Below are 17,546 nucleotides of genomic sequence, written 5' to 3'. Positions count from 1 at the left end.
CCCGCCGGTATGTTTTTGGGGGGCGCTTCCCCGTACTCTTTTCGGGGGATGATAACCTATGTTACCCGGGGGCCCCGTGGGGTTAAACGCCCGCCCGCGGGGGGGGGGGGGGGCCCCCCCCCCCCCCCCCCCCCACTCTCGTAGCTGTCTACATGTTGATCGTTCCTACTGGTCGCGGTACATCTCCGCCACCAGGAAGGCCAGGTCCAGCGACTGGCTGCGGTTGAGCCGCGGGTCGCAGGCCGTCTCGTAGCGCTGGTGCAGGTCGTCGACGAAGATCTCGTCGCCGCCGCCCACGCACTCGGTGACGTCGTCACCGGTGAGCTCGACGTGGATGCCGCCCGGGTGGGTGCCCAGCGCCTTGTGGACCTCGAAGAAGCCCTTGACCTCGTCGAGCACGTCGTCGAAGCGGCGGGTCTTGTGGCCCGAGGCCGCCTCGAAGGTGTTGCCGTGCATGGGGTCGGTGACCCAGGCGACGACCGCGCCGGAGGCGGTGACCTTCTCGACCAGCTCCGGGAGCTTGTCGCGGACCTTGTCGGCGCCCATGCGGACGATGAAGGTCAGGCGGCCGGGCTCGCGGTCCGGGTCGAGGCGGTCGATGTAGGTGAGCGCCTCGTCGACCGAGGTGGTCGGGCCGAGCTTGATGCCGATCGGGTTGGCGATCTGCGAGGCGAACTCGATGTGCGCGTGGTCCAGCTGCCGGGTGCGCTCACCGATCCAGACCATGTGGCCGGAGGTGTCGTACAGCTTGCCGGTGCGCGAGTCGGTCCTGGTCAGGGCGCCCTCGTAGTCGAGCAGCAGCGCCTCGTGGGAGGCGTAGAACTCGACGGCCTTGAACTCGGCCGGGTCGGTGCCGCAGGCCTTCATGAAGTTCAGGGCGTTGTCGATCTCCCGGGCGAGCGCCTCGTAGCGCTGGCCGGAGGGGGACGACTTCACGAAGTCCTGGTTCCAGGCGTGCACCTGGCGCAGGTCGGCGTAGCCACCGGTGGTGAAGGCGCGCACCAGGTTGAGCGTCGAGGCGGAGGCGTTGTACATCCGCTTCAGGCGCTCGGGGTCCGGGATCCGGGCCTCCTCGGTGAAGGCGAAGCCGTTCACCGAGTCGCCGCGGTAGGTCGGCAGGGTCACGCCGTCGCGGGTCTCGGTGTCCTTGGAGCGCGGCTTGGAGTACTGGCCCGCGATGCGGCCGAGCTTGACGACGGGCACGGAGGCCGCGTACGTCAGGACGGCGCTCATCTGGAGCAGGGTCTTGAGCTTCGCGCGGATGTGGTCGGCCGACACGGCGTCGAAGGCCTCGGCGCAGTCGCCGCCCTGGAGGAGGAACGCCTCACCCCGGGCGACGGCTCCCAGACGGGCGCGCAGCTGGTCACATTCGCCCGCGAAGACGAGCGGCGGATACGAGGCGAGGTCCGCGACGACTTCGCGCAGAGCCTCGGCATCGGGGTACTCAGGCTGCTGCGCCGCGGGCAGGTCTCGCCAGGTCGCCTTGGCGGCGACGGCTTGGGTTTCAGCGTTCACGGTCACCCCCCAAACATTACGTCGTGTCCCGCCGCGTCCGGCCCACCGACCATCTGGTGAGACGGACCGGTACAGATCCGGCTCTTCCAGGGAGTAGGGTGCACGACATGTTCGCGCACTCGAACCAGAACTGGTGGTGGACCGCTCATCCGGCGGCCCACTGACTGCGCGTACCCGTAGAACCGACGCGAAGGCCGCCCGAGGGGCGGCCTTCTCGCATGTCGGGGGCCGTTCCTCTCCACCCACGCCGGAAGGAACCCACCGATGCCGATCACGAGGCTGCTGGCCGACGACTGCCCGCCCTTCGCCCTGCTCCGCCGCCGCACCCCGGGCCGCGACCACGACACCGTCGAGGTGCTGCTCGGCCCGGTCCACGAGGCCGGCCGGCTGGCCGACCTGCCGGTACGGGAGCTGCCCACGCTCGCCCTGGTGCCGTTCCGGCAGATCCGGGAGCGCGGGTTCGACGTCCGCGACGACGGCACGCCGCTGAGCGTGCTGGTCGCCGAGGAGGCGTACGAGCTGCCGCTCGACGAGGTGATGGCCGCGCTGCCGGCGCACGACGTACGGGTCGAGGGCGGCGGCTTCGACGTCTCCGACGAGGAGTACGGCTCGATCGTGCGGCGGGTGATCGACGAGGAGATCGGCCGGGGCGAGGGCGCCAACTTCGTCATCCGCCGCACGTACACCGGGGAGATCCCCGGCTTCTCGCGGGCCGACGCGCTGGCGCTGTTCCGGCGGCTGCTGGCGGGCGAGCGGGGCGCGTACTGGACGTACGTCGTGCACACCGGGGACCGGACGCTCGTCGGGGCCAGCCCGGAGGTCCACGTGCGGATGTCCGGGGGCACGGTGGTCATGAACCCGATCAGCGGGACGTACCGCTACCCGGCCGGGGGCCCGACCGCCGATTCGCTGCTCGCCTTCCTCGGGGACCGCAAGGAGACCGAGGAGCTGTCGATGGTGGTCGACGAGGAGCTCAAGATGATGTGCACCGTCGGCGACATGGGCGGCGTCGTCGTGGGGCCCCGGCTGAAGGAGATGGCGCACCTCGCGCACACCGAGTACGAGCTGCGCGGGCGGTCCTCCCTGGACGTGCGGGAGGTGCTGCGGGAGACGATGTTCGCGGCGACCGTGACCGGCTCCCCGGTGCAGAACGCGTGCCGGGTGATCGAACGGTACGAGGTGGGCGGGCGGCGCTACTACGCGGGCGCCCTGGCCCTTCTGGGCCTGGACGCGAACGGCGCGCAGACCCTGGACTCCCCGATCCTGATCCGCACCGCCGAGATCTCGCCGGAGGGCGCGCTGCGGGTGCCCATCGGGGCGACGCTGGTGCGGCACTCCGACCCGGCCGGCGAGGTGGCCGAGACGCACGCGAAGGCGGCCGGGGTGCTGGCGGCGCTGGGCGTGCGGCCGGGGGCCCCGGCGCCGGCCGGCGGCGGTACGGGGCGGCTCGCCGACGATCCCCGGGTACAGGAGGCGCTGGCGGCCCGGCGGGCGGACCTGGCGCCGTTCTGGCTCCGGATGCAGGAGCAGGTGGCTCCGGCGGCCGGGCACGCGCTGGTGGTGGACGCGGAGGACACGTTCACGGCGATGCTGGCGCACGTGCTGCGGGCCGCGGGCCTGGAGGTGACCGTAAGGCGGTACGACGAGCCGGGGCTGCGGGAGGCCGCGCTGGCACACCGGGGGCCGGTGGTGCTGGGCCCCGGCCCGGGGGACCCGGCGGACGCCGGTGACCCCAAGATGCGGCTGCTGCGGGGGCTGGCGCGGGAGCTGCTGCGGTCGCACCGGGACGGGCTGCTGGGCGTGTGCCTGGGGCACGAGCTGATCGCGGCGGAGCTGGGGCTGCCGCTGGTGCGGAAGGCGGAGCCGGCGCAGGGGGCGCAGACGCGGATCGACTTCTTCGGGTCGCCGGAGACGGTGGGCTTCTACAACACGTACACGGCCGCGTGCGACGGCGAGGCCGCGGCGGAGCTGCTGGCGCACGGCGTGGAGGTGTCCCGGGACGCCGCTTCGGGTGAGGTCCACGCCCTGCGCTGCGCGGCGCGGGCCTTCGCGGGCGTCCAGTTCCACCCGGAGTCGGTCCTGACCCTGCGCGGCGCGGCCCTGCTGTCGTCCCTGGTCCGCACCCTGATCCCCGCGTAGGGGACCCCCGCGCCGGCCCGCTGCCGGTGCGGGTTCCGTGCCGGGCGCCCGGAGCGCCCGGCACGGGCGCGGTCAGGTGAGGGTGTTCTCCGAGCGGCGGCCCGAGAGGTAGTCCGCCACGTTGCGGACCGTCGCTTCGATGATCTGCCCCACCGCGTCGTGCGTGTAGTACGCCTGGTGCGAGGTGACCACCACGTTCGGGAACGTGATCAGCCGGGCCAGCGTGTCGTCCGGGACCGCCTCCAGGGACTTGTCCAGGAAGAAGACGCCCGCCTCGGCCTCGTACACGTCCAGGCCCACGCCGGTGAAGCGCCCGGCCCGCAGCTCCGCGACCAGCGCCTCGGTGTCCACCAGGCCGCCCCGGCTGGAGTTCACCAGGATCGCGTCGTCCTTCATGGACTTCAGCGCGGCGGAGTCGATGATGTGGTGCGTCGCGTCGAGCAGCGGCACGTGCAGGCTGACCAGGTCGGCGGCGGCGAGCAGCACCTCCTTGTCCACGTACTTCATGCCCAGCTCCAGGCACCGCGGGTTCTCTGCCACGTCCCAGCCGAGCAGGTTCATCCCGAAGCCGTGCGCGATCCGGGTGAACGCCTCGCCGATCTTGCCGGTGCCGAGCACGCCCACGGTGCGCCCGTGCATGTCCCGGCCCAGCAGGCCGTTCAGCCGGAAGTCGAAGTCCCGCGTGCGGTTCGAGGCGCGGACGATCCGCCGGTTGACCGCCATGGCCAGGGTCCAGGCGAACTCGGCCACCGCGTACGGCGAGTAGTACGAGACCCGGCTGACCGTCATGCCGAGGGACTTCGCGACGTCGAGGTCGATGTTGTTGAAGCCGGTGGACCGCTGGGCGATCATCTTCGTCCCGCCGGCCGCCAGGGTCCGCAGCACCCGCCCGTTGAGGTCGGCGTTGACGCTGGAGCTGACCACCTCGTAGCCCGTCGCGATCGGCGCGGTGTCCTCGCTGAGGAAGACGTCGAGGCAGCGCACCTCGTGTTGTCCTGCGAAGGCCCGCTCCAGGAGGGGCTCCTCGTCGGCGGTCACACCGAATGCCAGGATTTCCACGGTCTGCTCCCCTTTTATGGGCGATGGGCCGCATATGGCGATCTTTGCCGGATAGGCGATCATTGCCGAATATACGGCCCGGGCCCCTGCGCTGCTCCTCCGGACCGGCCTAGCCGAAGAAGACCCCCGCCTCCCGGTACAGCTCCGGGTCCACCGTCTTCAGCTTGGCCGTGGCCTCGGCGATCGGGACCCGCACCACGTCCGTGCCGCGCAGCGCGACCATCTTCCCGAAGTCGCGGTCCCGCACCGCGTCGATGGCGTGCAGTCCGAAGCGGGTGGCCAGCCAGCGGTCGTACGCGCTGGGGGTGCCGCCCCGCTGCACGTGCCCGAGGACGGTCGTACGGGCCTCCTTGCCCGTGCGGGACTCGATCTCCTTGGCCAGCCACTCCCCCACGCCCGACAGCCGGACGTGCCCGAAGGAGTCGAGGGTGCCGTCCTTGAGCACCATGTCGCCGTCCTTGGGCATGGCTCCCTCGGCGACCACCACGATCGGCGCGTAGCTGGCCTTGAAGCGGGAGGTCACCCAGGCGCAGACCTGGTCCACGTCGAAGCGCTGCTCGGGGATGAGGATGACGTTCGCGCCGCCCGCGAGGCCGGAGTGCAGGGCGATCCAGCCCGCGTGGCGGCCCATCACCTCGACGACCAGCACGCGCATGTGCGACTCGGCGGTGGTGTGCAGCCGGTCGATGGCCTCGGTGGCGATGCCGACGGCGGTGTCGAAGCCGAAGGTGTAGTCGGTGGCCGAGAGGTCGTTGTCGATGGTCTTCGGCACCCCGACGCACGGGATGCCGAACTCCTCGTACAGCCGGGCCGCGACGCCGAGGGTGTCCTCGCCGCCGATGGCGACCAGGGCCTCGACCTCGTGCTTGGCCAGGTTGTCCTTGATCCGGCGGACGCCGTCGTCCGTCTTGAAGGGGTTGGTGCGCGAGGAGCCGAGGATGGTGCCGCCGCGCGGCAGGATGCCGCGGACGGCGGGGATGCCGAGCGGGACGGTGTCGCCGTCGAGCGGGCCGCGCCAGCCGTCCCGGAAACCGATGAAGTCGTACGCGTACTCCTGGACGCCCTTGCGGACGACTCCCCGGATCACCGCGTTCAGCCCGGGGCAGTCGCCACCGCCGGTCAGCACTCCGACCTTCATGGAATCCTCCCTTTCGCCATAAAGGGCCCCAAGGGCCCGCATGGCGGCCACGCTAGTGGTGACGCAGGTCACCCCGAGCGTGCCCGAAGGGTCAATTCCGGTGAGATTACGGGTACTTGCGTAGACGCTTTCACCCGTAAGGGGAGCTACTCGTCGTCGAGGCCACGCTCGATCGCGTACCGCACCAGCTCCACCCGGTTGTGCAGCTGCAGCTTGCCCAGGGTGTTCTGCACGTGGTTCTGGACGGTCCGGTGCGAGATCACCAGCCGCTCGGCGATCTGCTTGTACGACAGGCCCTTGGCGACGAGGCGCAGCACTTCCGTCTCACGGTCGGTCAGCTGCGGGGCCTTGGGCACGTCCGGGGCGGCCGGGGCCGGGTCGGAGGCCAGCCGGCGGTACTCGCCCAGCACCAGGCCGGCCAGGCCCGGGGTGAAGACCGGGTCGCCGACGGCGGTACGGCGCACCGCGTCGATCAGCTCGTCGGCACCGGCGGACTTCAGCAGGTAGCCGGTCGCGCCGGACTTCACCGCCTCCAGCACGTCCGCGTGCTCACCGCTGGCGGAGAGCACCAGCACCCGGAGCGCCGGATTGGCGCCGACCAGCTCCTTGCAGACCTGCACGCCGGGCATGCCGGGGAGGTTCAGGTCCAGCACCAGCACCTCGGGGTCCGCGGCCTTGGCGCGGCGGACCGCCCCCGGCCCGTCCCCGGCGGTGGCCACGATCTCGCAGCCGGCCGCGGCGAGGTCGCGGGCGACCGCGTCCCGCCACATCGGGTGGTCGTCCACGACCATCACCTTGATCGCGCGCTCTTCGCTCATCGTCCCGCTCCCGCCCCGTTCCGTGGAACCTTCAGCTCTACTTCCGTGCCCTGCCCCGGTACGGAGACCAGGTCGGCCGTGCCGCCCAGGTCCCGCAGCCTGCCGCGGATGGACAGGGCCACGCCCATCCGCCCCTCCCCCTCGGCCTGCACCAGGCGGCCCTCGGGGATGCCGGGACCGTCGTCCCGGACCGTCACGATCACCTCGTCCGTCCAGTCCTCGACCAGGATCCAGGCCCGGGCCGTCTCCCCGGCGTGCCGGCGGACGTTGTCGAGGGCGGCGCTGACGGCCGCGGCCAGCTCACGGGCCGCCGGGGCCGGCAGCATGACCGGCGCGCCGGGCTCGGCGAAGCTGACCCGGGACCCGGCGTGCGGGGCCAGCAGGGCCCGCAGGTCCAGGTCCGCGGCCTCGTCCGCGCCGGGCTCCTCGACCTCCTCGGCGCTGACCAGCGCCCCCTGGGCCGCGTCGCGCGAGACCCGGGAGGCCGGCAGCAGCCCGCTGGAGACCAGGGTGCGCAGCGCCACCTCCTGCTCGCCGGCCATCCGGCCCAGCTCGGCGGCCTCGCCGCCCAGGGCGGTGCCGCGCCGCTGCACCATGGCCAGCACCTGGAGCACCCCGTCGTGGATGTCCCGGGCCAGCCGCTCCCGCTCGCGGGTGGCCGCCTCGATCTCCAGGGCCCGCGCGAGGGTGTTCTCACTGGCGCGGGCGACCTCGACGACGTACCCGATGGCGATCGAGGCGACCCACACCAGCAGCACGTTGTGCACGGTGTCGCGGGTGGGTGCGCCGCGCTGGACCACGTTGGCCACCGCCACGAAGGTGGAGGCGAAGCAGGCCCACCGCCAGCCGCCCTTGAGCGCGAAGGCGAGGACCGAGCCCGCGGTCCAGATGGACGGCAGGGTGGGCCCGCCCTCGGCGATCCGCCGGGCCGAGTCCGCGACCGGGGTCAGCAGGATGCCCACCATGGCGACCGTGAGGTCGGCGCCCAGGAAGCGCTTGGTGCAGGCGGCGGCGCCGGCGACCTTGGGCAGGGTGGCCAGCGTCCACACCACGAGGACCGCGAGGTAGGCCACGGCCACCCAGGGCCGGACGAACTGCCGGTACGCGGAGGCGAACAGCAGCACCGCGTAGCCCGCGGTCAGCAGCCGGTACGCGGTCAGCGCCCGCCACAGCGGCTGCTCCACGGACATCCGCACGACGCGCTCGCGCTTGGCCATCCCCACCCCCGGGCGGTGCCTGCGACCGCCTGTCCGTACGTACTGCCGGCGCCGGCCGCCCGGTCCCACCGGTGCGACCGGCGTCCGGTCTACTGCTCCTGCTGTCCGGCCTCTGCGGCCTTCTGCGCCTTCTCGGCCTGCGCGGCCTCCTTGGCGGCTTCCTTCGCCGCGTCCTTGGCGGCCTTCTCGGCATCGGCGATCTGCCGCTTGGCGGCGGTCGCGTAGATGTCGACGTACTCCTGGCCGGAGAGCTTCATGATCTCGTACATGACCTCGTCGGTCACCGAGCGGAGGATGAAGCGGTCGCCGTCCATGCCCTGGTAGCGGCTGAAGTCGAGGGGCTTGCCGATCCGGATGCCCGGGCGCATCAGCTTGGGGATCACCTTGCCGGGCGGCTGGATCTTCTCGGTGTCGATCATGGCCACGGGGATCACGGGGGCGCCGGTGGCCAGCGCCACGCGGGCCAGGCCGCCGGGCTTGCCGCGGTAGAGGCGGCCGTCGGGCGACCGGGTGCCCTCGGGGTAGATGCCGAAGAGCTCGCCGCGCTCGATGACCTCGATGCCGCTCCTGATGGCGGCCTCGCCGGCGCCGCGGGCGCCGGAGCGGTCCACGGGGAGCTGGCCCACGCCCTTGAAGAAGGCCGCGGTCAGCTTGCCCTTGACGCCCGGGGAGGTGAAGTACTCCGCCTTGGCGATGAAGGTCACCTTGCGGTCGAGAACCGCGGGCAGGAAGAACGAGTCCGAGAAGGAGAGGTGGTTGCTCGCGAGGATCGCCGGGCCTTCGGCGGGGATGTTCTCGAGGCCCTCCACCCAGGGCCTGAAGGCGAGCTTCAGGGAGCCCCCGATGGAGAACTTCATTGCGCCGTAGATCAACTCGAAAGCCTTCCTGTGTCCGTCGATCAGACCTTAACCCCTGGCGGGCCCGCGATCCCTCCCGCGGCACCCCTCGAAGCCCTGGTGGGCGGCGGGGCGCCGACCCTGGCCCGTGTCACCCCGGTCGCGTACCGTGAAGTACACACAGCGCGCCCCCTCGTTACATCCCTCTGTGCCCCCTCGTTTCGCGCATGAGCCCCCCGCGGGCCCCCGTGACCCGCACCTTCCGCGCCCTCATGAACAGGAGACCCTCGTGCCCGTCCTCCCTGGAGCCGAGCCGTTCCGCCACGAGGGCGGAGAGGTCGGCGTACTCCTCTGCCACGGCTTCACCGGCTCCCCGCAGTCGCTGCGCCCCTGGGCGGAGTACCTCGCGGACCGCGGTCTGAGCGTCTCGCTGCCGCTGCTGCCCGGCCACGGCACGCGCTGGCAGGACATGCAGCTCACCGGGTGGCAGGACTGGTACGCCGAGGTGGACCGGGCCCTGCGGGAGCTCCTGGACCGCTGCGAGAAGGTCTTCGTCTTCGGCCTGTCGATGGGCGGCGCCCTGACGCTGCGCCTGGCGGCCAGGCACGGGGACGCCGTCACCGGCGTCGTCGTGGTCAACCCGGCGAACAAGGTCCACGACCCGCTCGCCGTGGCCCTGCCGGTGGCCAAGCACTTCATCCGCTCCACCCCGGGCATCGCGAGCGACATCGCGAAGCCGGGCTCGCTGGAGGTCGGGTACGACCGGGTGCCGACCCGCGCCGCGCACTCGCTGCGCCAGTTCCTGCGCATGGTGGACGGCGAGCTGCCGCAGGTCACGCAGCCGATGCTGCTGCTCCACAGCCCCCAGGACCACGTGGTGCCGCCGGTGGACTCGGCCCGGATCCTGAGCCGGGTGTCCTCCACGGACGTGACGGAGACCCTGCTGGAACAGAGCTACCACGTCGCGACGTTGGACCATGATGCGGAACGCATCTTCGAGGACTCGTACGCATTCATCGCCCGACTCGCTCCGCAGGTCGGAGCACTCGGCATGGAGGGGACGGCCACCGGTGGCTGAGCAGGACGGCAGGATCTCCAACGGCGGCGGCGAGCCGCTGGACGAGGAAGCGGCCTGGGCCGCGATCGTCGCGGGGTACGGCGAGGAGCCGGCGGACCCGCCGGGTTCGCGCCCGTTCAAGCCGATCGAGGACCTGCTGCTGCCGGAGCCCGAGGAGCCGGACGCGCCCGCCGCGCCGAAGGGTGCCGAGGAGACCGACGACCCCTCCCCCAAGCCGGCGCTGGGCAGCTCGGTGGTCTTCGCCCCGGGCGTGGGTCCGGGCCCGCGCGACCACACCCTGGCGGAGCCGGACGGGGACGACCCGGACGAGGGGCACTTCGTCCAGCCGGACCCGGAGCTCCCGGAGGCCGACACCACGTCGAAGTTCGCCTGGCTGGCGGTCGTGGGCGGCCCGGTGCTGCTGCTGCTCGCGGTGCTGCTCCAGTGGGAGATGACCTGGTGGCTCACCACGCTGGGCGTGGGCGGCTTCCTGGGCGGCTTCGCCACCCTGGTCGCCCGCATGCACCAGGGCGACGACGAGGACGACGACCCGGGCCGCGGCGCGGTCGTGTAGCCGCACGAGCCGGGGAAGGGCGGGCCGCCGTGCGGCCCGCCCTTCCGCGTTCCCGTCTCCCCGGCCGGATCCGGGGGACGGCTCAGGCGGGCAGGCGGAGGGCCGCCAGCACCGGGAGGTGGTCCGTGGCGCCGGCGAGGTCCGCGGCGGAGACGCCCGGCAGCCCGACGGGAACCCCGCAGCCCAGCACCTCGACCCCCTTCGACGCGAAGACGGCGTCGATACGGCGCTCCGGGCGCCCGGCGGGGAACGTCGCCTCCGCGCCCCACGGCCGGACCGCCCGGCAGTCCTGGAGTTCGGCCGCCAGCAGCCCGAACGCGCTCCCCTCGGGCCCCTCGTTCAGGTCGCCCGCGGCGACGGCGTACGGGACGTCCAGCTCCCGCAGCCGGTCCAGCAGCAGCCCGGCCTGGGCCTGCCGCTCCTCGCGGTGCAGCGAGAGGTGGGCGGAGACCACCCCCACCCGGGCCCCGCCGAAGCGGACGACGGCCGTCGCGAAGCCCCGCCGGTGCGTGCCGGGCGTCAGTGGCAGCAACACGTCCTCGGCGCGCTCCACGAAGGCCCGCAGCGAGCACAGCAGCAGCGGCCCGGCCGCCGTGGCGCCGCCGCCGAGCACGACGAGGTCGGTCTTCGCGGCCAGCCGGGCCGCGTGTTTGCGCCAGCGGAAGAACCTGGGGGCCTCCTGTACGAAGACCAGGTCGGGGGCGCAGGCGCGGATCACGCGGGCCAGCGCGTCCTCGTCGTCGCGCATCGAGCGGACGTTGTAGCTGAGCACCCGGATCACCGCGGAACCGTCCGCATCGGTACGGGAGTTGGGGAGGTCGGGAATCGCCATGGGCCCCAACATAGGCAGTTGCCCGCCGCGCCCCCAGAGGGCACGACGGGCAACCGGCGTGGAATCGGGTGGCCGTGGCCGCCGGGCTAGCCCTGGCGGGCCAGGTCCGCGGCGCCGACCAGGCCGGCCTTGCCGCCGAGCTGCGCGGCCAGCACCTGCGCGTGCGGTCGGAACTGGCCGCCGATCAGCCAGCGGCGGAAGGACTTGCGGATCGGCTCCAGCACCAGCTCGCCCTCGTCGGAGACGCCGCCGCCGACGATGAAGGCGGACGGGTCGAAGAGCGAGGCCAGGTCGGCCAGGCCCGCGCCGGCCCAGCGGGCCAGCTCGCGGAACGAGTCGATGGCCACCGGGCAGCCCTGGCGGGCGGCCTCGCTGATGTGCTTGCCCTCGATGCCCTCGACGGTGCCGTCGCCCAGGGCGAACAGGATCTGCGCGTTCTCGGGCGTGGCGTTGGCCCGCTGCTTGGCGTACCTGACCAGGGCGCGGCCGGAGGCGTACTGCTCCCAGCAGCCCTGGCTGCCGCAGCCGCAGAGCAGGCCGTCGGGGACGACCCGGATGTGGCCGAACTCGGCGGCCACGCCGAAGCGGCCGCGGCGCAGCTTGTTGCCGATGATGATGCCGCCGCCGAGGCCGGTGCCGAGGGTGATGCAGATGACGTCGTCGTGGCCCTGGCCGGCGCCGAAGCGGTACTCGCCCCAGGCCGCGCAGTTCGCGTCGTTCTCGACGACGACGGGGAGGCCGATGCGCTGCTCGACCTTGTCCTTGAGCGGTTCGTGGCGCCAGTTGATGTTCGGCGCGAAGAGCACGGTGGCGCGCTTGTCGTCCACGTAGCCGGCCGCGCCGATGCCGACGGCCTCGATGTTGTGGCCGCTGCTGACCACGGCGACGGCGGAGCAGATCGCGTCCGTCACGCCGTCCGCGGTGGGCGGGGTGGGCACCTTGTACGTCTCAAGGATGGTGCCCTCTTCGTCGACCACTCCGGCCGCGATCTTCGTGCCGCCGATGTCGACGCCGATGGTGAGTCCCATTAGTCCCTCGGTTTCCGGTCAAACCCCGCCACGGCCAACCGTACCCGAGCGCGGCGGTGCCTCAGTCGAGGTCGATGCGCTCCGTCGGCCCGGGGCCGTCGTCGTCCGGGCCCTGCGACTTCAGGTCCTCCCAGGGCCGCCGACCGGAGTCCCCGCCCGGGGTGCCGCGGGTCCAGCGGGTCTCGTGGCCCGACACGGCGGAGCGGTAGGCGGCGAGCAGCTCGCCGCCCGCGGCCGCGAGGTGGTCGAAGACCTCCGGATTGCGCTCGATGACGGGTTCGACCGCGGACTTCGCCTGGTTGACGAACTGGCGTACGGCACCCTGAGCGGCCGCGCCGAACAGGGGGTTGTTCATACCCGCGACCTTGTCGGCCACGGCCTCGACCAGCTTGAGCAGCTCTTCGGCGGCGGTCCCGGGCGCCCCTGCGGCGCCTTCCTGCTCCGCCCGGCGGCGCGCCCGCTCGGCGGCGAGGTCCTCGGCACAGGCGGAGGCCCAGGCGTCGTCGTCGGAGGGGCGGTCGGTGGCCTCGCTCATGGCGGACTCCTGCGGCTGCTGCGGACTGACACTTCCGACGTTACCCGAACGGCGGCACGGCGTTGACGGGTCCGGGAACGCGGGCCGGGAACGCGGGCGCGGCCGGTGCCGGGGCCGGGCCGGGCGTCAGGGCCCGGTCAGCGGCTGGGCCAGAGGGCCGGGTCCGGGGTGAAGCGGATGGCCAGCTCGCCGTCGCGCAGGGCCGCGCCGGAGACGGTGCAGCGGCGCGGGGCGGAGGGCAGGGGAACGATCCTGCGGAACGGCCCGGCCGTCAGCAGCAGCTCGTCCCCGCGCCGGACCAGGTCCAGGCCGTCCTTGCGGGCCCCGGGCAGCGGGATGCGCCAGAGCAGCACCCCGTCGTCCGCGAGGCGGTCCTCCACGGGCCAGGGGGCCCGCGGGCCGGGCACGCCGGGGGCGGCGGGGGCTTCGTCCCCACCCGTGCCGGCGGGACCGCCCGGTACGCCGTCCCCCGGCGCCAGCAGCGCCAGGTCCTCGGCGCCGCGCGGGTCGCGGCCCAGGTGCGGGAGCAGGTCGGCGGCCGGCCACTCGGCCAGGCACTTGTCCTGCTGGGCGGCCAGCGTGGCCAGCCAGGTGTCGGCGGACTCGCGCGGCAGGACCCGGTTGGCGACCACGCGGTCGACCGGGATCTGGTGCAGGGCGAGGCCGAGGAGTCCGGTGCGTACGGCGTCGGCGCCGGCCGGTCCCGGCTCGGCGACGATCCGTACGGCCGTGCCCGGGTCCTCGACGACCCGCTGGACGGCGGCCAGCTCGGTGTCCCACCGGGCGGCGGTCTCGTAGAGCCACTGGGCGGGCATGGGCACGCCGGCGAGCTGGGCCAGTACCGGGCGCAGGGCGCGGGCGGCCTGCCGCTCGGCGGGCAGCAGGCGGCGCAGGTAGTGCCGGAGCTGCTCGGGGAGTGCGAGGAGGTCGATGGCCTGGCGCAGCGGGGGGAGGTCCACGACGACGAGGTCGTACGCGGCGCCCTCCGCGGCCCGGCGCAGGGCCCTGAGCATGGCGAACTGCTCCGCGCCCGGCAGCGTGGTCATCTCCTCGGCCTGCAGCGGGCGGGCGCCGAGCATGGAGAGGACGGCGGTGCCGCGGGTCTGGAGGGCGGCCAGCTCCTCCCGGAAGGTGGTGTCGGGGTCGACGTGGCACACGTCGACCCCGTCGGCCGTGCCGAGGACGGCGTCGAGCCGCTGCCGGTCCTCACCGGTGACGAGCAGGGTGCGGCTGCCGCCCCGGGCTCCGTCCAGGGCCGTGGCCGCCGCCACGGTGGTCCGTCCGGCCCCGCCGGGGCCCGTGACGAGAAGGGTGCGCATGCGTGTGCCGTGCTCTCTGCTGGTGGTGCGGGTCCCGTGCCGGGTGCGGCCCGCGTCTCCCGGCCCGCACCCGTCGCCTGACCGGTGGGCTCAGGCGGACTCGACGCGCTTCTTCAGGCCCGCCAGGGCGCGGTCGATGATGACCTTCTCGGCCTTGCGCTTGATCATGCCGAGCATCGGGATCTTGACGTCCACGGTCAGCTGGTAGGTGACCTCGGTGCGGTCCCCGGCGCCCAGCGGGGCGAGCCGGTACGAGCCGTCCAGCACCCGCAGCATCTGCGACTTGACCAGCGTCCAGCTGACCTCGTCGGTGCCCTTCCAGGTGTACGCCAGCGTGTGGTCGTCCTTGATCGCGCCCGCGTCCAGCAGCAGCCGGACCTGCTCGGCGCGCCCCTCGGCGTCGGTGGCGAGCACCTCCGCCTCCTTCACCTCGCCCGTCCACTCCGGGTAGCGGGCGAAGTCGGCGATCACGGCCATGACGTCGGCCGGGGACGCCTCGATCGTGATGCTGGAGCTGGTGTGTTCCGCCATCGGTGCGGCTCCTCCAGAGGCTCGTTACAGGGGTCGGACGCCTTGCGGCGTCGCGTGAAGGCTACCGCGCGTGTGCGGGGTCACCACTCCAGGGCCCAGGGCCGCCCGGTGGAGGCGAAGTGCCCGACGTTCACGCACTCGGTGGCCCCGATGCGCATGCGCGCGGCGAGCGGCTGGTGGACGTGGCCGAAGAGCGCGTACCGGGGGCGGGTGCGCCGGATCGCGTCCAGCAGCGCCCCGCTGCCGCGCTCGAACCGGCGCGCGACGGTGTCGTAGCAGAGCTCCGGGACGTCCGGCGGGATGTGCGAGCAGAGCACGTCGACCTCGCCGAGGGCCTCGACCTTCGCCGCGTACTCCTCGACGTCGATCTCGTACGGGCTGCGCATGGGCGACGGCAGGCCGCCGCCGACGAAGCCGAAGACCAGGCCGCCGATCTCGGTGCGCTCGCCGTCGAGGACGGTGGTGCCCTCCCGGGCGTACTCCGGCCAGAGCGCCGGTATGTCGACGTTGCCGTAGGTGGCGTACGTCGGGGTGGAGAAGGCCGCGAACATCTCCTCGTACTGGCGGCGGACCGCGCCCTCGATGGCCGCCTCGCGGTCGATGCCGGCCCACAGCCTCCGGCCGAGGGCGCGGGCCTCCTCGAAGCGGCGCTCGGTGCGCAGCTCCACGATGAGGTCGGCGTTCTCGACGCCGAAGAGGTCGGGGAAGATGCCGCGCGAGTGGTCGGCGTAGTCGAGGAAGAGCACCAGGTCGCCGAGGCAGATCAGGGCGTCCGCGCCCTCTCCGGCCCGCGCCAGGGCCTCCGTGTTGCCGTGGACGTCGCTGACCACGTGCACCCGGTTCCGCTTGCGGCCGCCGTCCGGGCTGGTGCCGGAGCCTTCGGAACGGCCGGTTCCGGCCCCGTACTTGCCACTGATCGCACCCATGCGGATCACCCTAGGTCCGGCCGCCTGCGCATGGGTAGAGGGGGCCGGACCTGCGGTTACTTCTCAGTCTCAAAACGGGTGGACTACTGTCGGCAACGTAAGGCCGCGTCATGTGACGCACGGAACATCTGGCCGGGACCCCCTATCGGGAACCCACTACCGGTGGGTAACGTCCGGTCGGTCCACATCGTGGCGATGGCGCCCCAGAGGAGCAGCAGTCTTGCGCGAGTTCAGCCTTCCGGCCCTGTACGAGGTCCCGTCGGACGGGAATCTCACGGATCTCATCCGCCGCAATGCCGCTCAGCATCCCGACACCGCCGTGATGAGCCGCAAGGTCGGCGGCGCGTGGGCGGACGTCACGGCCACCGAGTTCCTGGCCGAGGTGCGGGCCACCGCCAAGGGCCTGATCGCGGCCGGCGTGCAGCCCGGCGACCGCGTCGCCCTGATCTCGCGCACCCGTTACGAGTGGGTGCTCACCGACTTCGCGATCTGGACCGCGGGCGCCGTGACGGTGCCGGTGTACGAGACCAGCTCGCCCGAGCAGATCCAGTGGATCCTCGGCGACTCCGGCGCCACCGCCGCCATCGTCGAGAGCCCCGCGCACCGCGAGGCGCTCGCCGGCATCCGCGACGGCCTGCCCGAGCTGAAGCACGTCTGGGAGATCGAGGCGGGCGGCATCGAGGAGCTGCGCGCCGCGGGCGCCGAGGTCTCCGAGGAACTGGTCGACGAGCGCACCTCGCTGGCCAACGCCGACGACGTCGCGACCATCGTCTACACCTCCGGCACCACCGGCCGCCCGAAGGGCTGCGTGCTGACGCACCGCAACTTCTTCGCGGAGTGCGGCAACGTGGTGGAGCGCCTGAAGCCTCTGTTCCGCACCGGCGAGTGCTCGGTGCTCCTCTTCCTCCCGGCCGCGCACGTCTTCGGCCGGCTGGTGGAGGTGGCGTCCGTCCTGGCGCCGATCCGCCTGGGCTGCGTACCGGACATCAAGAACCTCACGGACGAGCTGGCGAGCTTCCGCCCGACGCTGATCCTCGGCGTGCCGCGGGTCTTCGAGAAGGTCTACAACTCGGCGCGCGCCAAGGCTCAGGCCGACGGCAAGGGCAAGATCTTCGACGCGGCGGCCGAGACGGCGATCGCGTACAGCCGGGCGCTGGACACGCCGGGCGGCCCGTCCTTCGGGCTGAAGCTCAAGCACAAGATCTTCTCGAAGCTGGTCTACAGCAAGCTGCACACGGTGCTCGGCGGGCGCGGCGAGTACGCGATCTCGGGCGGCGCGCCGCTGGGCGAGCGGCTCGGCCACTTCTTCCGCGGCATCGGCTTCACCGTCCTGGAGGGCTACGGCCTGACGGAGTCCTGCGCGGCCACGGCCTTCAACCCGTGGGACCGGCAGAAGATCGGTACGGTCGGCCAGCCGCTGCCGGGGTCCGTGGTGCGGATCGCGGACGACGGCGAGGTGCTGCTGCACGGCGAGCACGTGTTCCGGGAGTACTGGAAGAACGAGGCGGCCACGGCCGAGGCGCTGACCGACGGCTGGTTCCACACCGGGGACGTCGGCACGCTCGACGAGGACGGCTACCTCGCGATCACCGGCCGCAAGAAGGAGCTGATCGTCACGGCGGGCGGCAAGAACGTGGCCCCCGCGGTGATCGAGGACCGGATCCGGGCGCACGCGCTGGTCGCGGAGTGCATGGTGGTCGGCGACGGCCGCCCGTTCGTGGGCGCGCTCGTCACCATCGACGAGGAGTTCCTGGGCCGCTGGGCGCAGGACAACGACAAGCCCGCCGGGTCCACGGCGGCCTCGCTGCGCGAGGACGCGGACCTGATCGCCGCGGTGCAGAAGGCCGTGGACGACGGCAACGCCGCCGTCTCCAAGGCGGAATCGGTGCGGAAATTCCGCATTCTGCCCTCCCAGTTCACTGAGGAGTCGGGGCACATCACGCCGTCGCTGAAGCTGAAGCGCAACGTCGTGGCGAAGGACTTCGCCGACGAGATCGAGTCGATCTACCGCGGCTGAGCCGC

General features: G+C 72.7%; 17 protein-coding genes. 5 read left to right on the top strand and 12 right to left on the bottom strand.

Going from position 1 to position 17,546, the window contains the following annotated elements; genetic code table 11:
- Window positions 1–165: 165 nt before the first annotated feature.
- A complete protein-coding gene (locus ACIQUQ_RS07355) occupies window positions 166–1,521 on the bottom strand; it encodes a class II 3-deoxy-7-phosphoheptulonate synthase (RefSeq protein WP_399939720.1) in 1,356 nt (451 codons plus the stop codon).
- Between the two features lie 101 nt (window positions 1,522–1,622).
- On the opposite strand from ACIQUQ_RS07355, the gene ACIQUQ_RS07350 reads away from it, so the two are divergent.
- The gene (locus ACIQUQ_RS07350; protein WP_101392327.1) at window positions 1,623–1,679 is read left to right on the top strand and encodes a trp operon leader peptide; all 57 of its coding nucleotides are present in this window, start codon (window positions 1,623–1,625) and stop codon (window positions 1,677–1,679) included.
- A 100-nt stretch (window positions 1,680–1,779) separates the two neighbouring features.
- Window positions 1,780–3,654 carry an anthranilate synthase family protein gene (locus tag ACIQUQ_RS07345; protein WP_403972297.1) on the top strand — a complete coding sequence of 625 codons (1,875 nt, stop codon included), beginning with the start codon at window positions 1,780–1,782 and terminating at the stop codon, window positions 3,652–3,654.
- 72 nt (window positions 3,655–3,726) lie between these two features.
- Here the strand turns inward: ACIQUQ_RS07345 and ACIQUQ_RS07340 are convergent, their stop codons facing one another.
- The 5 genes from ACIQUQ_RS07340 to ACIQUQ_RS07320 all read right to left on the bottom strand — a co-directional run bounded on the left by ACIQUQ_RS07340 (window position 3,727) and on the right by ACIQUQ_RS07320 (window position 8,743).
- Window positions 3,727–4,713 carry a 2-hydroxyacid dehydrogenase gene (locus ACIQUQ_RS07340; RefSeq protein ID WP_403972296.1) on the bottom strand — a complete coding sequence of 329 codons (987 nt, stop codon included), beginning with the start codon at window positions 4,711–4,713 and terminating at the stop codon, window positions 3,727–3,729.
- Between the two features lie 109 nt (window positions 4,714–4,822).
- Window positions 4,823–5,851 (bottom strand): 6-phosphofructokinase, encoded by a 1,029-nt coding sequence (locus tag ACIQUQ_RS07335; RefSeq protein ID WP_403972294.1) that lies wholly within the window; start codon window positions 5,849–5,851, stop codon window positions 4,823–4,825.
- A 146-nt stretch (window positions 5,852–5,997) separates the two neighbouring features.
- Entirely contained in the window at window positions 5,998–6,669 is a 672-nt protein-coding gene (locus tag ACIQUQ_RS07330) for a response regulator (protein ID WP_403660553.1), read from the bottom strand.
- Window positions 6,666–7,886 (bottom strand): MacS family sensor histidine kinase, encoded by a 1,221-nt coding sequence (macS, locus tag ACIQUQ_RS07325; RefSeq protein WP_403972292.1) that lies wholly within the window; start codon window positions 7,884–7,886, stop codon window positions 6,666–6,668. The genes ACIQUQ_RS07330 and macS overlap by 4 nt, the downstream gene beginning before the upstream one ends.
- Before the next feature lie 89 nt (window positions 7,887–7,975).
- Entirely contained in the window at window positions 7,976–8,743 is a 768-nt protein-coding gene (locus tag ACIQUQ_RS07320) for a lysophospholipid acyltransferase family protein (protein WP_403972887.1), read from the bottom strand.
- Between the two features lie 268 nt (window positions 8,744–9,011).
- Here ACIQUQ_RS07320 and ACIQUQ_RS07315 point away from each other — a divergent pair, with 268 nt between their 5' ends.
- Window positions 9,012–9,800, top strand: coding sequence for an alpha/beta hydrolase (locus ACIQUQ_RS07315; protein WP_403972290.1), 789 nt, complete (start codon window positions 9,012–9,014; stop codon window positions 9,798–9,800).
- Complete coding sequence (locus tag ACIQUQ_RS07310) at window positions 9,793–10,353, top strand: hypothetical protein (RefSeq protein WP_403972288.1); 561 nt, start codon at window positions 9,793–9,795, stop codon at window positions 10,351–10,353. The genes ACIQUQ_RS07315 and ACIQUQ_RS07310 overlap by 8 nt, the downstream gene beginning before the upstream one ends.
- 82 nt (window positions 10,354–10,435) lie before the next feature.
- Here the strand turns inward: ACIQUQ_RS07310 and ACIQUQ_RS07305 are convergent, their stop codons facing one another.
- From ACIQUQ_RS07305 to ACIQUQ_RS07280, 6 genes are all read right to left on the bottom strand, one after another.
- Window positions 10,436–11,185 (bottom strand): endonuclease/exonuclease/phosphatase family protein, encoded by a 750-nt coding sequence (locus ACIQUQ_RS07305; protein WP_403972286.1) that lies wholly within the window; start codon window positions 11,183–11,185, stop codon window positions 10,436–10,438.
- Window positions 11,186–11,271: 86 nt separating this feature from the next.
- Window positions 11,272–12,213: an ROK family glucokinase gene (locus ACIQUQ_RS07300; RefSeq protein WP_403972284.1), complete on the bottom strand. Its 942-nt coding sequence runs from the start codon at window positions 12,211–12,213 to the stop codon at window positions 11,272–11,274.
- A 61-nt stretch (window positions 12,214–12,274) separates the two neighbouring features.
- Window positions 12,275–12,748 (bottom strand): DUF5304 domain-containing protein, encoded by a 474-nt coding sequence (locus tag ACIQUQ_RS07295; protein ID WP_403972282.1) that lies wholly within the window; start codon window positions 12,746–12,748, stop codon window positions 12,275–12,277.
- Window positions 12,749–12,885: 137 nt separating this feature from the next.
- Entirely contained in the window at window positions 12,886–14,067 is a 1,182-nt protein-coding gene (locus ACIQUQ_RS07290; RefSeq protein WP_403972280.1) for an ArsA family ATPase, read from the bottom strand.
- 90 nt (window positions 14,068–14,157) lie between these two features.
- Entirely contained in the window at window positions 14,158–14,598 is a 441-nt protein-coding gene (locus tag ACIQUQ_RS07285) for an SRPBCC family protein (RefSeq protein WP_403660530.1), read from the bottom strand.
- 80 nt (window positions 14,599–14,678) lie between these two features.
- On the bottom strand, window positions 14,679–15,428 hold the full coding sequence (locus ACIQUQ_RS07280) for a metallophosphoesterase (protein WP_403972884.1): 750 nt from the start codon (window positions 15,426–15,428) through the stop codon (window positions 14,679–14,681).
- A gap of 316 nt (window positions 15,429–15,744) precedes the next feature.
- Here ACIQUQ_RS07280 and ACIQUQ_RS07275 point away from each other — a divergent pair, with 316 nt between their 5' ends.
- Complete coding sequence (locus tag ACIQUQ_RS07275; protein WP_403972278.1) at window positions 15,745–17,541, top strand: AMP-dependent synthetase/ligase; 1,797 nt, start codon at window positions 15,745–15,747, stop codon at window positions 17,539–17,541.
- Window positions 17,542–17,546 lie beyond the last annotated feature (5 nt).

Source organism: Streptomyces sp. NPDC101118 (assembly GCF_044759445.1).
Lineage (GTDB): Bacteria > Actinomycetota > Actinomycetes > Streptomycetales > Streptomycetaceae > Streptomyces.
This window is presented reverse-complemented; position numbering and strand designations above follow the sequence as displayed.